Origin of the sequence: Mesorhizobium sp. M0139 (genome assembly GCF_040322455.1) — a bacterium.
GTDB lineage: Bacteria > Pseudomonadota > Alphaproteobacteria > Rhizobiales > Rhizobiaceae > Mesorhizobium.
In genome coordinates, this window is sequence record NZ_JAMYTN010000001.1 from 444,467 (window position 1) to 459,570 (window position 15,104).

The 15,104-nt window shown below is 57.4% G+C and carries 10 protein-coding genes and 1 pseudogene; 3 read left to right on the top strand and 8 right to left on the bottom strand.

Features of this window, described 5'->3' with window-relative positions:
• Positions 1-5: 5 nt before the first annotated feature.
• The 6 genes from NKJ58_RS02180 to NKJ58_RS02205 form a co-directional block, all read right to left on the bottom strand.
• Positions 6-3,275: a TM0106 family RecB-like putative nuclease gene (locus NKJ58_RS02180; RefSeq protein WP_352538728.1), complete on the bottom strand. Its 3,270-nt coding sequence runs from the start codon at positions 3,273-3,275 to the stop codon at positions 6-8.
• A gap of 507 nt (positions 3,276-3,782) precedes the next feature.
• Positions 3,783-5,144, bottom strand: coding sequence for a hypothetical protein (locus NKJ58_RS02185; protein WP_352538729.1), 1,362 nt, complete (start codon positions 5,142-5,144; stop codon positions 3,783-3,785).
• 72 nt (positions 5,145-5,216) lie between these two features.
• Entirely contained in the window at positions 5,217-5,870 is a 654-nt protein-coding gene (locus tag NKJ58_RS02190; RefSeq protein WP_352538730.1) for a hypothetical protein, read from the bottom strand.
• 465 nt (positions 5,871-6,335) lie between these two features.
• Entirely contained in the window at positions 6,336-8,417 is a 2,082-nt protein-coding gene (locus NKJ58_RS02195; RefSeq protein WP_352538731.1) for a hypothetical protein, read from the bottom strand.
• 304 nt (positions 8,418-8,721) lie between these two features.
• Positions 8,722-9,375 (bottom strand): acyl-homoserine-lactone synthase, encoded by a 654-nt coding sequence (locus NKJ58_RS02200; RefSeq protein WP_352538732.1) that lies wholly within the window; start codon positions 9,373-9,375, stop codon positions 8,722-8,724.
• 81 nt (positions 9,376-9,456) lie between these two features.
• Positions 9,457-10,179 carry a LuxR family transcriptional regulator gene (locus NKJ58_RS02205; protein ID WP_352538733.1) on the bottom strand — a complete coding sequence of 241 codons (723 nt, stop codon included), beginning with the start codon at positions 10,177-10,179 and terminating at the stop codon, positions 9,457-9,459.
• Positions 10,180-10,474: 295 nt separating this feature from the next.
• Here NKJ58_RS02205 and NKJ58_RS02210 point away from each other — a divergent pair.
• The 3 genes and pseudogenes from NKJ58_RS02210 to NKJ58_RS02220 all read left to right on the top strand — a co-directional run bounded on the left by NKJ58_RS02210 (position 10,475) and on the right by NKJ58_RS02220 (position 13,725).
• Positions 10,475-11,669: pseudogene (locus NKJ58_RS02210) on the top strand (IS256 family transposase).
• Positions 11,670-11,791: 122 nt separating this feature from the next.
• Positions 11,792-12,862 (top strand): hypothetical protein, encoded by a 1,071-nt coding sequence (locus tag NKJ58_RS02215; RefSeq protein WP_352538734.1) that lies wholly within the window; start codon positions 11,792-11,794, stop codon positions 12,860-12,862.
• A 68-nt stretch (positions 12,863-12,930) separates the two neighbouring features.
• Positions 12,931-13,725: an NYN domain-containing protein gene (locus NKJ58_RS02220; protein ID WP_352538735.1), complete on the top strand. Its 795-nt coding sequence runs from the start codon at positions 12,931-12,933 to the stop codon at positions 13,723-13,725.
• Positions 13,726-13,783: 58 nt separating this feature from the next.
• On the opposite strand, the gene NKJ58_RS02225 is transcribed toward NKJ58_RS02220, so the two are convergent.
• A complete protein-coding gene (locus NKJ58_RS02225; protein WP_352538736.1) occupies positions 13,784-14,731 on the bottom strand; it encodes a hypothetical protein in 948 nt (315 codons plus the stop codon).
• Between the two features lie 92 nt (positions 14,732-14,823).
• Complete coding sequence (locus NKJ58_RS02230) at positions 14,824-15,084, bottom strand: hypothetical protein (protein ID WP_352538737.1); 261 nt, start codon at positions 15,082-15,084, stop codon at positions 14,824-14,826.
• Positions 15,085-15,104 lie beyond the last annotated feature (20 nt).

The window sequence follows — 15,104 nt, forward strand, 5'->3', positions numbered from 1 at the left end:
TGAGTTCAGACGTCTTGAAGTGCGCAAAGCGTATTCACCAGCCGCATGTGTTCGACCGTGTTGCATTTCGCCTCGCGCAGGCGGGGCGAACCGAAGACGAGCGCAAGCCCCTTGGCGCGTGACACCGCTACGTTGATGCGGTTGAGCGAGAAGAGGAAATCCATCCCGCGGGAGGTTTCCTCGACCGAAGATGCGGTCATCGAAACGATGCAGACCGGCGCCTCCTGCCCTTGGAACTTATCCACGGTGCCGACGCGAATTCCCTCTGGCAGCGCCTCTCTGAGTGCGTTGACTTGCACGTTGTAGGGGGCGACCACGATTATGTCGTCCTGCGAAATCGGACGGGTGTTGCTGGTCTTGTCGGTCCACCGGCCGGTCAGCAACTCGTCGCACGCGACGCGGATCGCTGCGACCTCTTCCGGCGAGGCCTGCGCGTTGCCCTGATGTTCGACCGGCACCCAAAATGCCCCAGCCTCGGGGAAGGCAGTGCCGATCACCCGCTGACGGGCTGTGTCGGGGTGGCTAATCAGCCGCCCGTCATAAACCTGATCCGAGATGAAGCGGCAGACCGCGGGATGCATGCGCCGCGTGACGGGCAGGAAGATTCCCAGGTCGGCCCGCACGGTCGCGTGTTCACCTAACATCCAGTCGAGGCATGAAAGGTTAGCAGGCGCGGGATGCGCACCCTGGATCACCTGAGGCAGCTGGCGCGGGTCACCCACTAACACGAGGTTGCGCGCAGCCCGACCCATAGCGACCATGTTGGCGAGTCCTACCTGACCGGCCTCATCAACAAAGAGCCAATCAAAAGCCTGGATGTTCTCATCGCGCGCGAAGAAGAAGGCAGTGCCGCCTACGACATGGCCGCCCTCGGCGGCTTCGGCATTGTCGGTCGTGCGGCGCACGGGGCAATCTTCGGGATATCCGTTTTCATCCTCCGAGACCTTGTGAACAAAGTCGAGCGCAATCGGCACGTCCACGTCTTCAAGCGCCGAGAGGCACCCGAGCAGCACGTTGCGGACGGCTTCGTGGCTGTTTGAAGCGACGCCCACGCGATAGCCTGCGCCCGCCAGTGACAAGATCGCGCGGGCAGTAACATGGGTCTTGCCGGTGCCGGGCGGTCCTTGGATGGGGAGGACGGTATTCTCCATAAGCTGGACGGCAGCGATAGTGCCCGTGCCCGGATCGGCACCATTCAGGATATCGCCGCCGCCACCCGTCAAGCGTGGAGACGCGCGCGAAAGCAGGTCATCAATCGCCCGGTAAACCCGCGAACCACATTGATCGTCGATTACGTTCCCCAACGCTGCGGCGATGACCTCGGTGCCGATCGGCTTATCGGGGTGCAACGTCAACCGGTCGCCCAACAGCTCCCCCTTGGCCGCGCCTATCTTTAGCGTGAGAATCCGCTTTGTACGGTCGAATGCCTCGATGTTGACCGAAGCAAAACCCTCGGGCGTAGGGACCGTGGCCTTCCTCCCGCCTCGCAGTTTCGTCTCCTGCGGCGGGAACCGATAAGTGCGCGCGACCGACCGTTTGATCGGCTCGGCGGGCCCAATGGCCACCAAGCCACCGAGCGCGTCGAGATCGTCAATCAATTCGTCGTCTTCACTCCCGAGGCTATCAAAGATTGCCCACCAGGCAGGCTTGGCCTCGCGTTTGTGGAAGAGGCCAAGGTTGAAAAGCATTTCCTTGCGGTCCTCGGGCAGGTTCGAGGCTGCGAGCCGCGCTCGCAAAGCTCGCGCCTCGGCATCCTCCTCCGCTTCCTTCTCGCTCTGGTCGCGGCCGATCTGCGGCCACGGATCTTTGGGGCGGATCGACGCTAGCCATTCGCGGAGCATCTCGGTCGACTGGCAGTCGATACGGTTGTAGTCCTCGATCTCGCTCAGGATCTGCGGGTCGCCTGTCTCGCGCCATTGCTCATATGCCACCACTGAGCCGCCCGCCGTCTTCACCTCGCCCTCGCGCTTGAGGCCATAAAATACCTCGAGCGACTTGATTGAATAGTTGGGCTCGGATGCGATCAACCCGCCGCGCACCACGGCATAAAGATCGACGAAGCGTCGCTCGCGCAACAGCCGGTCGAGGAAACCCTCGCCGATGCCGTATTTCGCGGTCAGACGGCGTAGTGCGGTGATTTCGTATGGGGCGTAGTGATAGATGCGGGCTTTCGGATAACTCGTTAGCCGCGCGCGGAAGAAGTCGAAAAGGTCGGAAAGCGCCTGCGCCTCGGCGTGGTGGGTGTGCGCCCAGAAGGCGCGAAACTGCCCGTCGCACCAGATCCCGTGCAAATATTCAAGGCCCCCCTCGTAGTGCGGGTCGCCCTCGATATCATAGAACAGATCGCCCGGCTGGGGTTCGGGTAGAAGATGAAACCCCTTTCCCTCTTGCGGCGAGCGTAACTCATAGGCCGGCGCTCCAATTTTGCGAGCATGCTGCAGCCGCGCCTGCGCGCGCAGCTTCTCCAGCGTGCCCGCCGCCATGCCATGCACCAGCCCTTCCCGCGCAGCAAGCTCGGCCATCGTGGCGATACCTGCGGCTTCGAGCTTCTTCACTTGCCCGCGCGCAATATTCGCGACGTTGAACAAACTATCCTCAGCCTGCCAGACACCATCGCAATGGTCGGACCAGCGGCAAAACCCACAATCGGCGCAAGGAATGGGCCGCGTCGGGTGCGGGTCAGCCGTGAAAGCCTCAAGCCGAGCCCGCGCCATCCGCGCATAGGCTGCATAATCCGCTAGCCGCAGCGTTGCGCGGCTGCCGTCGCCTAACTCAACATGGGCATATTCGGGCGCCACGCTCTGAATATCCGTCAGCAGGTCAGAATAGAGCACAAGCTGCAGCACATGTTTGGGGTGAGGGCGGCGCCTGAGCTTGGTGTCGGCCACCTCATAACTGAACGGGCCTAGCGTCGAGGGTAGAGTCAGCCGTTCCAGAAAATCAGACCAGCCCCCCCAGTTGCCCGAGAGAAACGCGCCCTGAAAGACCACCTCAGCGCCCGATGCTAGGACAGCTCGGGTGACCTCTGCATTTGCTGCCAGATCGCCTCGCTCGATTTCCACGACCTCACGCCCTGTCCCCTTCAGCTGCGCCAGATGCGCAACCTCATGAGCATCGCCAAGCTTTTGTGATAGCGCCGCATCCTGGCTGTCCTCTCGCGGCTGGGGCCCTTTACCGCGCAGCCGTGCAAGGTCGAGCGCCGTCGCATGGGCGCAACCCATGAAACGTATGAGATCGGACGCCGAGAATAGGATGTTGCCGCGTATTTCCCGCAAACGTCACCGAGTTGGTCTTGAGTGTATTTCCACGACGGAACCGTCTCGATAGGTCCACCATGGGGTAGTCCGACTTCAACCCCCCATTTAGCTCTGTACTCGTCGGGCATCAGTTCGAGAAGGTCCATACCTTCTGGAGTTTGCTCGCGGCCACGAGAACGCCATCGCTATTCCTCCTTGACCAATCCGAATATAGCGACCGGGGTGGTGGTCGTTTGGATCGCGCGCCAATTTCATAGAAGCTGCGATTTCCTTGGCGCTCGCTTGGCTATTCTGCGGATGCAGTTCCTGTGACGGTCGTGGCGGGATTTTGACGACCTCCTCGCCAACCAACTTCCACAAACTTTTCCCATCACCGAATCGGCTAGCCACCGGTCAATAACTTCTTTCTGCTGCGGATAGGGGTTTGTGTAGTCTCGGTCATCGGCGATCGCTCGATTGCCGAGCGTTAAGAGGCAGAAAGCTATCGCAAGCATCATTTGCGGCCCCGCGCCCATGCGATGTCTCCTATTGAAGCGTTAAGGAAAACTGCCCGTCCTTGACGTCTGCCCGCCATGTGCCGTGGGTAGCATTGGCTTGCGACAATGTTCCTTGCTCCAGCACCTTATCGCCTCTCAGCTTCTGGACCACGACGGTAAAGGTATACTGCTTGTCGCCCGAGGCGGATGGGAACGGAAAGGAGAAAAGCGTCTCGCCAGTTACACCCTCCTTTTCGATGTCGACGTGGTCAGCTTCCTCCTGGACTAACTCCTTTCGATAGAGTTGATAATCGTATTTCACCCACCCCCGCCCCTTACAGCCGAGCCACGTGTGGAATGGGCCTCTATTGGCCCCACAGCCCTGGACGTGGCCGCCGACAAAGACGCAATGGTCTCCGGATGGATTAACTGGTCCGATTCCGCTTCCACAGTTCGCCGACTGGTTAGAAAGTTCGACATGATCGATCGTGCCGCTTTTCTGCACAAGGCAGAGATTCTGGTCGGCGGAATAGGAATCATCGCAGTGATTATTCCCCGTGCTTTCGAAATGCCCCTTCAGATCGGCAATGACGCTGGGAACGAAATGGCTCGTCGTGAGGGTACCCTTTAAGTGATAGGTGATGGGTGGATCGATTAGGAACTGCACGGTTGGAGTAACGTCCAGATTGCTGAACCTCTCGGAGCAGCCAAGAATGAACCTGATCTTCCTTGTGATGGTCTTAAGCCCGACTATGGATGCACTGACGGCAACCTGCTTGGCCTTCGCATCCTGCAGCACCGTGGGAGGGACGGCAAAGTCGATTTCGGTATCGCTGCGCTGAAGGATTTGCGCCTCCTCTTTGCCGATTTTTACTGAAAACTCCTTCCCCTGAAGCAGGAAGTTACCGCGGACGTGAATGATCGGCGCTTCCTGATCGGCCTGGATGGCGACCGGATCGACGAGCATTACCCGCGGCTTCGTCGTGCGACACGGTAGCGAATAGCTCGTATTGTAGGCTACGATATCACCCTCAATCATAAGCGATCTGGCTCTCTCGAAGTTCTTCTTGGTGAGCTCTTCAGTGGCTTCCTGAGTAAGTGAGATGAGTCGCTCGCCGTTTCCCACGAGCTGTCTTTGCTGCTCCGACATCTTGTCAGCAGCGAGGTTCAAGTTGTCGGTGAACGCCTTATTTATGTCGCTGATGACGTTCTGGGCGTTTGCTTGGTACGAGTTCCCGACGCTCTTGGCGTCGTTGGTCGCCTCGTTGAGGGCGCTGCGCATTCCGTCGAGCGCTTGGTTCAGGCCCTCGATTACCCCTGCGGCCGTCAGCAGCCCCTGCGCGGATCCCGCTGTAGAAAGGATCGCGAGTAATGTGACTGCTATGATGGCGATAAACGCACGTTTGGCCATAGTTTCCTCCAGCAACACCTGATAATCGATTAATGGACGCGCTGTTCGTGGAATTATTCCGCGGGTCTCAGATCACGTCATAGGGAGGTCGTCGGACCTCGGGCTTACTCGATCTCGGCCGACCTCCATTCCAATGATAACCATATAGCCGAGGCCCAGTAGCAGTGCGGCCGCCGACACAAGCAACAAACCATCAGTAAAATATTGCACGTACTCATTGACGCCCGAAAGCGGCTTACCGGCGTCGTTAAATCTTGGCCCCACAGCGAAGCAGGGTTGGTGGCTGCACGCACGGCTATGAGCCGTGAGCCTGCTACTCATGAACCCCACATTGAGCGGGCTCATGTCGTTCCAAACATAGATGCGACTTTCAGAATATCTGACACCGAAGATGACCAGCGCCGCCATGATCGTAGCCGCATAAACGACAGCTGTGCCCCAAGAAATCAGGCGGCTCCTAGAGTCACTGCTCTCGAACGTAGTATTCGGGGGCACCACGAGGCGCATCCCTATTCGTTTGGCCGCGCGCATATATAGCGCGAACGTCCATGCCAGAATATTTGCCGCGCCGAGCGTTAAAAGAAGCCCCCAATAACCTCGGGAGACAAGCACACCAAGAGACGCCGTCTCTCCATTTAGGCCGCCACGAACATAAACCGCCCAACCTACCGCGATGGGGATAAATGAGTGACCGGTCCAAGTCCACAGCTTCGCGAGGGGCTTCATCTCAGGTCCTCTAAGAACCGGTTTTTTCGATCTAGAACCTAATGTCCGGAAAACGGTGAGCCACCGTTTCGTCGGATGTTCCACGTAGCCTAGTGCGGGTTGTTGCACCGCCCGCTCGGAGCTTCCCTCCTATGGCGAAGTCCCCCAGCCCAGGGAGGTCAAAACTTACCCGGCCACAGAAATGACCCAGTTGCTTAATCTGGGTAAACGGCCAGACGATCCACCAATAGTCCAGACAAGCTGGTTCCCCATCGATGTCCGCTGCCAGGTGCACCTTTCCCGAAAGGTTGATGCTCCAATATACATCCACAGCTGCCCCAGGTTCGACCCACACCGTCTCATAGTCCGCCGCAAGCGCGCGGCACGGGAACCCAAAAAGTAACGCTGAAGTCGACAATGCTAGGGCCCATCGCCGCCAGGAAAACATTCGGCTAAAATCTTCACCCACGCGCGACCTCATTGCAGCTAGGGGCTGGTCGGAGACAAAGCGCCGCCGACAACCAAAGCCTTTTCGGTAGCCTGGTAGCTGGTCGTCGCAGACATCGACGTTCCTTCTATCTCAAAGGTGGTTGGGGTCAGCACGAGTTCGAAGGCGCGCTCCTGACCCGCCAATTCAAAATCGCCGTTAAGTTCCGGGATAGCCCTCGACGCCTCTACAACAACAGGGTCAAGGAGGCCATTCACTGGCAGACAGGATAGCCTCATGTTGTAGCTCTGCAGAATTAAGTCCCTTGGCCCGGGCCGCATCTTAACGGCCAATGCCGACGTTTTAAAAACGGCCTTCAGTTTTGGCGGGGTGGTTGTCATGTCTAATGAGATTTGCGAACTCAGTCCCAACTCCTGAGTTGGAAGACGTACGTCAAGGTGCTTGTTCTCAGTCCAAGGAACTTGGCAGACCAAATATCCCGCTATGTCGAGCGGCACGTACTTAATACCGAAATCTGCCGAAGCCTGACCACTCACCGACAGAGAAGCGCTTAGGTTGTCGAGCGAGTGTGACAGCGATAGTTTCTTTATGCAGACGCTAAGTGTCCCCGATCCACCTACTTTGCCGTCTACATTGGCTACGTTTCCCAGTCGCGATATGCGTTTCAGTCCTTCTTTAGCAGTCTCGCACAGAGCTTTTTTGCCGGTCTTTTCAGCCTCACAGGCTAGCCGGGCAGCCTCCTTCTGTCCTTCGCATTGCACCTTTGAAGCGGCTTTGTTCTTTTCACAATCAAACTTCCTGCCTGATTTGGCGGCTTCGCATTCACCTCTAGCTGCGGCTTTTTCAGCCTCGCACTTAAGCCTTGATCCAGCGTAGGCATCGTTCTGAGCCGCCTTCTGAGCCTCACAAAATGGATCGTTCCCTTCCTTGATGCATTGGCCGCCAGAGCAACTTCCGAAAAAGCACACTCTGGGCGCCCTAAGGAGGCAAGCATGGCAGTTCCGTTCGTCGTGTGGCTGACTACAATCTCTTGTCTGTGAACAATCTTGTGTTTGGGTGCAGTCAGCCGTTGGTGTGCAGTCCTTCGTAGGCGTACAGTCCATCTTAGGAGTACAATCGATCGACGTTTCGTCGGGAATTTCTATCTTATTGCTAAACGACTGATCGGGGATCGAAGCCGACGCTCCAATGCAAAGATCTGCCTGGGTAACTACCGCGTTGACTACGTCCGCCACGAGCGATTTGGAGACTGCTATCCATTCGCCCTTTATCGCCTCCGGAAGGGACAAACCAGCTGACAGCCTTTGCGTAAATTCGACGTCGAGACGGGAGAAATCAACGGCGCCGGCCGCACCATCTGCGGCAGCGACAGGTTCTGACCCAACGGCCGCAAGTTCCGCTATTGCAGCAAAGCTATCTGCATCGATCAACCAAACAACTGACCTTATATAAACCGGTGACGAGATCGGATTCCCGGAGATCGTGATTTTTGCTGCCGCCTCCTCAGGACCGTCGAGAGATATTGACCGGGAGGGATCCATCCGATCAATGGGAATGGCTGGAAACGACACTTTGGCAAAGTCGGCCCGGCTCAGTTCGCCGGAAATGTTGTCAGCATAATCGTTTAAAAGCGGTATTAACATGTCCGCTGCGGCAGTAAGATCAATTTTTTCGGCTAAATCAATTTTGTCGACATGAATATTCTTGAACAGGGGCAGCAGGTGGAAACTCAGATTTAGATTTCCATTCTCGCTCTGCGCACTAGCACTGGTGACGCCGAGCCCAAATGTTATCGTACCTTTGAAATGAGGCCTCCAACTATTTAACGTTGTACGTGTATCATTATCTAATGCCGGAAAATCAACATCTGAGAATTGCTTGTCGAGAGATACGTCGGCAAATAATATTTGCTGATCTCCCCGAAGGGTAACGTTCACAATTCCGAATCTACTCTTAAGTTCGCTCGAATTAATGATTTTGGCAGCGTCTGATATACTCAGGCCGACGGCTATATTCGGGTCCTTCATACCAGCTAGCGCCGACATAGCCGTAGATATGGCTTCAGTTCGATGCTGCTCCGGCGAAACGGGGGGGAATCTGTCGTTGACCACCTTTTCCACTGGATCGCACCCTGCCAACGCTACAGCTAGACCTAGTACAAACAAAAGCGTAAGCTTTGAAGCCACAGGAACGCCCCCCTTACGATCTTAAGATTGCGTACAATTTCGTCTTAGTTGTGTTGTATCTCTTTTGGCGTTGATCATTCTGCGCAATAAAAACTCTTGACATCGAATGGCGCAGCGCACTGGTTGGACAACTTCCTGAAAGATACTTGCCGCCTCGACATTTAAACCAGCTTGAGCTTGTAGTGGGCCTTCGTTGTAGGTGCGAAAGATTTTTACGCGATCGCGCCCATGAAGCTCATCAGGCGACTTTCAAACGCTTCTGAGGCCAACGGAGAAATGGAGGCTGGGCTCCGCGCCGGACGAGCAGCGAGTGGTTGATGCGGAGTATCTTGCGGACACTCGCAAGTGCCGCCTCATTCACCTCGATGTACGCGACGATGTACCACTCGCCGTCTTGTTCCCTGGCCATACCCATCGGCTCGGCCAGCCATTTCAGCGCGCCGTGATGGGGCATGAAGTAGGTTTCCTGGATGCCGCCCACCGCGGCGAGGCCCTCCTCGAGTGCGTATTCCATCACCGCGCAGCACAGCTGCGTCAACGTGCCACGCAGCCCGGAGCGTTTGTCAGGAACAACAAATGTGCGCGTCCATTCGGCCCAGTCTGGGCGTCGCGGGACTCCTGATTTCTCGCACATGTGAGGAAAGACCTCCGACACCATGTGCGGCTCGGTCGTTGGGATCAATCGAGCAGAGGTCACGACCCGATCTTCTTCGATGCCGAGCAGGTAGGTCGCGGCCTCAGTATCGAACTGGTCTAGTTCGCGGCCGTCCGGGCTGGAAGGGCGCCAGCGTTTTTGGTGCACGAAGAAGTCGTGCCGCCGACGCAAAAACTCGTCGAACTCAGTTTCGTAGAGATGTTTGTTCTGCGCATTGACGACATGGGCCGTAATCATAGCGCGATCCCCCTATCGTTCTTCGGGGGATAGTTGCAGTCGTCCTAATGGACGTCACCTGTCCGATCGGACAGTTGACACCTAAGGATGGATCAAGCGCCTGCGCACCGCCTCGACGACGGCCTGCGTCGTCGTGGCGACGCCGAAGGCCTCGCGCGCTCGCGTCGAGTGCCATTTGACAGTACGTTCGGTCAGACCGAGAATTTGGGAGGTTTCCGAGGACGTCTTGCCGGCTGCGGCCCACAAAAGAACCTCCCTTTCCCGATCAGTCAGCGGACCTTCGTCACCGTCATCCTCATTTGACAACGCCTGAATCGACATCCCGGCGTATACCGCCATGGTGACCAACTGCACCTGCTGGCGAGGAGACAGCTTGCAGGACTTCGCAGAGGAGGCGAATGATAGGACTGACTGCCAGTGGTGGACGCTGAGCATCGGCACGGCGAAGCCGCTGCAAATACCAAACTCCGTCGCTTCTCTCGCAACGCGTCGGGAGCCTTCGGTACCCGACCATTTTGCCGGGACATCAGCCCAAAGGAACGGCCTAAGAGTTTTGGCTGAGTAGATGCAAACACCGTCAACAGCTGCATGCTCGGCCTCGACATAGCGTTCGAACCAGCCTGCTGGCCAGCCGTTCAATTCCACCATCGGCGCGAGCTTCTGACCCCCGAGCGGAACGCCGCTCATGATTAGATGCTCGAAGCCGAGATTCCTTACCGTTTCAAGAAGATCGTTCAGAAGGGGCCCCGTCGCCGAGTGCTTCCTGCAGCGTTCGACAAAATCAAATACGTCTCCGTCGATCATCCAGCAGACCTCACCCTGACACTCAGTCAATATAAGCATAGCCTGAATTAGAGATTCCGGACATCACATTTCAACACTGGGCACCAGGAGGAAGCTGCTTGGCTCCTCGTGTTTGTCATGGCAAGAATAGGTGTTGTTGGTCGTGCCCCATCAGGTGGTGTAGCTCGGCGGTAGCGAAGCCGCTCACGAGCGCGCCGTTAGTAGCGCTCGTAGCGAGCGAGCGGCGTGTGGGTGGTCATCGGCGCTTTCCGGTAGGGTTTGGTTGTTGACGCCACCCATTTCGGAAGGACCACCGATGACCGACGACATGATGAACCTGCGCACGCTCGTGGAGAAGACCCCGGATGCCGATCTGCTGCGGGAGATGATCGGCTTTGCCGCCGAGCGACTGATGGAAAGTGGGCGCGGCCACCGGCGCCAGCTATGGCGAGAAGAACCCGCTGCGGCTCGCCCAGCGCAATGGCTACCGCGACCGGGACTGGGAGACGCGGGCCGGCACGGTCGAGCTGCGCATCCCGAAGCTCAGGAAGGGAAGCTACTTTCCAGGTTTCCTCGAACCGCGCCGCATGGCCGAGAAGGCGCTAACCGCCGTCATCCAGGAAGCTTATGTGCAAGGCATCTCGACCCGGTCGGTTGACAACCTGGTCAAGGCCATGGGTATGAGCGGCATATCCAAGAGCCAGGTCTCGCGGCTGTGCGAGGAGATCGACGGGAATGTGAAGGCCTTCCTCGATCGGCCGATCGAGGGCGATTGGCCATACCTATGGATCGACGCCACTTACCTGAAGGTCCGCCGCGGTGGGCGGATCGTCTCGGTCGCCGTTATCATCGCCGTCGGCGTCAACGCGGACGGCCGGCGCGAGGTACTGGGCATGGAGATTGGCACCTCGGAGGCCGAGCCGATCTGGACAGAGTTCCTGCGCAAGCTCACACGTCGCGGCCTGCGCGGCGTCAAGCTCGTCGTCTCCGATGCTCACGAAGGCCTCAAGGCGGCCGTCACCAAGGTGCTGTGCGCGACATGGCAGAGGTGCCGCGTCCACTTCATGAGGAACGTGCTGGCCCATGCCGGCAAGAGCGGCCGCAGGGTCGTCTCAGCCTTCATCGCCACCGCTTTCGCCCAGGAAACGCCCGAGGCCGCGTCCGTACAATGGCGCGCCGTCGCCGACCAGATCCGGCCGAAGGTGCCGAAGCTGGCGACAATCATGGACGACGCCGAGCCCGACGTGCTGGCCTACATGACCTTCCCCAAGGAACATCGCGCCAAGCTCCACTCGACGAATCCGATCGAACGTCTCAACGGCGAGATCAAGCGGCGCACCGAGGTCGTCGGAATCTTCCCGAACGACGATGCGATCGTGCGCCTAGTCGGCGCAATCCTGCTCGAACAGAACGATGAATGGGCAGTGCAGCGGGCCAGATATATGACTCTGGAAACGATCAGCCAGATGAGCGATGATCCCCTGATAAGCCTGCCAGCCGTGGCGCGCTGATCAGCCCGGCTCATGCCGGAGAGCACGGCGACTAATGCCGCCAGCTACACCACGCCGCGGGACACGATCGTGTTGTTCCGAAACGTCGCACTTACTGAGCCTAGGTTTGGCAGGAGGTCTGATTGGAAAAAGGTCCGAGCGTGCTTATGCGTGGTATGAGTGAAAAGAAGATCAATGCCTTATGGGCTTTGACAAAGCGGCCGGAAGGAAATTGGTGGCAGGACCTCCTGCGATCCTGGGCGCCGTCCGGATCGCCGCTGAAGGGACAGCGACAGCTACGGCTGGCTCTCCGCGATGAATACCTCAACTTCTATCATTGCGGTCAGTCACTCGCGCGAGTGTCGCTGGACAGGCGAGGACATCCCAAGTTGGAGGTGCACCACAAGTACGTTTTCGACGATGTGTCCGGCCAAACTTACATGTCCCTGTCTGACCAAACCGTTCGCTACAAGTCGACAGCCGAGCGGGAAGCCCCTTACCAAGGGATCCAAACCATGACGGCATGGATCAAGCGCGCAAATACGTATTCGGGCTATGAAAAGTCGGGTGTGGAATGCATCGTTGCGGCGAATGAAGATGTTATAGATCTGGAGATGGGGATCCCTTGGTGGCCAGAGCAGGCAGTCGATGCCAGTACACCGGAACGGACCGGCAAATACGCTCCACGTATGGACATGATAGCTTTGGAGGATGGTCCACGGGGCCTCATCAACATCGTTTTCTGGGAGGCAAAGACCCTGGGCGACAAAAGACTGCGAAGCAGGAGCACTCCGGAGGTCATCCGGCAGCTACAGGTTTATAACAAGTATCTCAATCGAGCCCCCTACCGTGACGCGGCTTGCGCAGCCTATGTAGAGACGTGCAAGCTTCTGAAGACCTTCCACGAGATGGCAACGCACCTTCCTGGAGCAACATCTCTGCCGCCGCTCGGCAACCTTGTTTCCAGGATAGCCTCGGGAGCCGAACTTCCTGTCGTCGATCCGATGCCGCGGCTATTGATATTCCCGGCCGAGGTCAGCACGGGAAACTTCGAACGACAGGTCTCCACCTGGAGTCGCCATCTTGCGAAACTCACAAGTGAGTTTCCCGTCTACAGCGTCCCTGACCCGAAAGCCGCTGTTTTGGCGAGTAGTATTCGTCAATTCGATCGAAAGCCTGATGAGCACATCGTTCAAGCAGCAAGCGCGTTTTGAAGGGAGGTTCTCGAAAAGCGGCCGAAAATCAATGTTATCCTGGTGACAGGAAGGGGGAGATTTGCGAGATGAACAGCGATCCACTTGCGCTTTTAATTGACGGCGACAACGCGTCCCCAAAGATCATCTCGGGGCTCCTCGCGGAGATCGCCAACTACGGCACGGCTAGCGTCAGGCGGATCTACGGTGATTGGACGAAGCCAAACCTCAACGGCTGGAAGGAGTGCCTGCTCGAGCATTCCATTCAACCCGTACAGCAGTTCGCCTACACGACAGGCAAGAATGCGACCGACGGTGCGATGATCATCGACGCAATGGACCTGCTCTACACCGAGCGGTTTTCCGGCTTCTGCATCGTCTCGAGCGACAGCGATTTCGCAAGGCTCGCATCACGCATCCGCGAACAGGGTATAACCGTTTACGGATTCGGTGAACGTAAGACGCCGCGACCGTTTATTACGGCTTGCGACAAGTTCATATACTTCGATGTGCTCGGCGGCGCGGCACCAGAGCCGCAGGCAACCCCAATCACCCCAGAGAAGGTCGTAGGAAAGCCAGCGAATGCTCCCACCATACCCGTCAAACCGGAACAAGGTCGGTCAGCGCCGGGTGGGGCGGCGAGTGGCAGGCTGGACGAAGTCGCTCTCGGCATGCTTCAAAATGCAGTCAAGGCATCGGCAGACGACGAAGGTCGTGCAAACCTCGCTCGCGTGGGCGCTCATCTGTCAAAACAGTCTCCAGATTTCGACGCTAGAAACTACGGCTATGCGCGATTAAGCGATCTAGCGGTCGCTTCTGGCATTCTCGACGTGGAGCGTGTCGGTGAACAGAAGGTTGTCATGGTGCGACTGAAGACAAGCTGACCGAACGATTACTGACCTTCGCCAAGCTGGTAGGAGACGCCCAAGTCTCGGCTAGCGGTCAAAGAACCACCACCAGGCATCGACGGACATCCTCGTTCAATGCGAATTTCCGTAGGCGCTCGAGTGTCCGGAGGCTGTGAACGACCTCCGGCCTGATTTGCTCGAAATCGAGTGTGTGGTTGATCACGGGCGTCCTGACGTTGACGAATGCCATGGATTTTGTGGGTCGAACGACCATGTCAGGTTCCAGGTAAGGAAGCAGGGCCTCCCCGAGCGCTTCGGCGTTCCGAGTTGCGATCGCAAGCTCGCAGCCGATACCCTTGAATTTGTGAATCAATCGAACGCTGTTTCCCGAATACAAGCCGGGGAAATAGATCCAGCTTCCGTCCTTACCCACGATGTCCGGCTTCGGCATTCGAAGTTGGGGAAACTCCGAGGAGGCCATCGACCAGTAGTTCTTGTAAAAGTTCATCATGGCCACGTCGGCCGACTTCACGTATCCCTTCCGGAAATCCGTGATCGCGCTTTCAAAAACGTGTCGTTTGAATGTGAACTCGGGAAACCCGTTGAGGAATGCTACCACCTCCTCGTAGGATAGATTTGCGTCGATGTGCAAAGAATGCTCCGCGTCGAGAGCCTCAAAATAGCTTCGAGGTGACATCAGGATAACCTTGAAGCGCCCCCATTTACCTGCTCGGACGCCTGCCTCCCCCCGCATGCGGTATCTAGCGAACTGGCGGTCCATCAATGGCGCTCGGACTTTGTTCTCGATCAGGATAGCGCAACTGCCATTCGGTCCGCTGGCGACAACCTCAATGTCTGTCTCACCAAGGGAGGTGTCCGCGACCGAGCGACGTATGGAAACTGGTTTCAGGTCTGGTGGTTCACCTGCGACCGCTAGCACTTTCGAGAAGAAGGCCTGAGAGCTGTGCAAGAGATCCATGGCAAGCACGTCCGTGACGATTTCCTCAACACGGGCGATGGTATCAAATTTCAGGCTATTCATTGTCTCAGCAAGCCTCTTCGCTATCCGCGCCTGCTGCTCGGCAATTCTTATGAGGTCACCGCGCGGTTACTGTCTCTAGCGTGCACTGAAATTCACCAGAGTCCATCGGGGTTCGTCAGTGCTAAAGATTCAACGACCAGCGATTCGCCTTCCGGCGCGCATTTGCGCGAAATCCAGCGCACTGCTATGAACCACTTGAACGGCGTAATTTGTGGCTTGCCAAGGTTGGGGTCGAGCGTTCGAATCGCTTCACCCGCTCCAGTTTCCTCTAGGGGAATCAAGCGATGAAGAGGCGCCTTTCGGGGCGCCTTTTGCTTTTTCCAGACCGGCGATGTAAGCGCGTTGCGGGACACTTGTTCTCCCTCAGAACCAG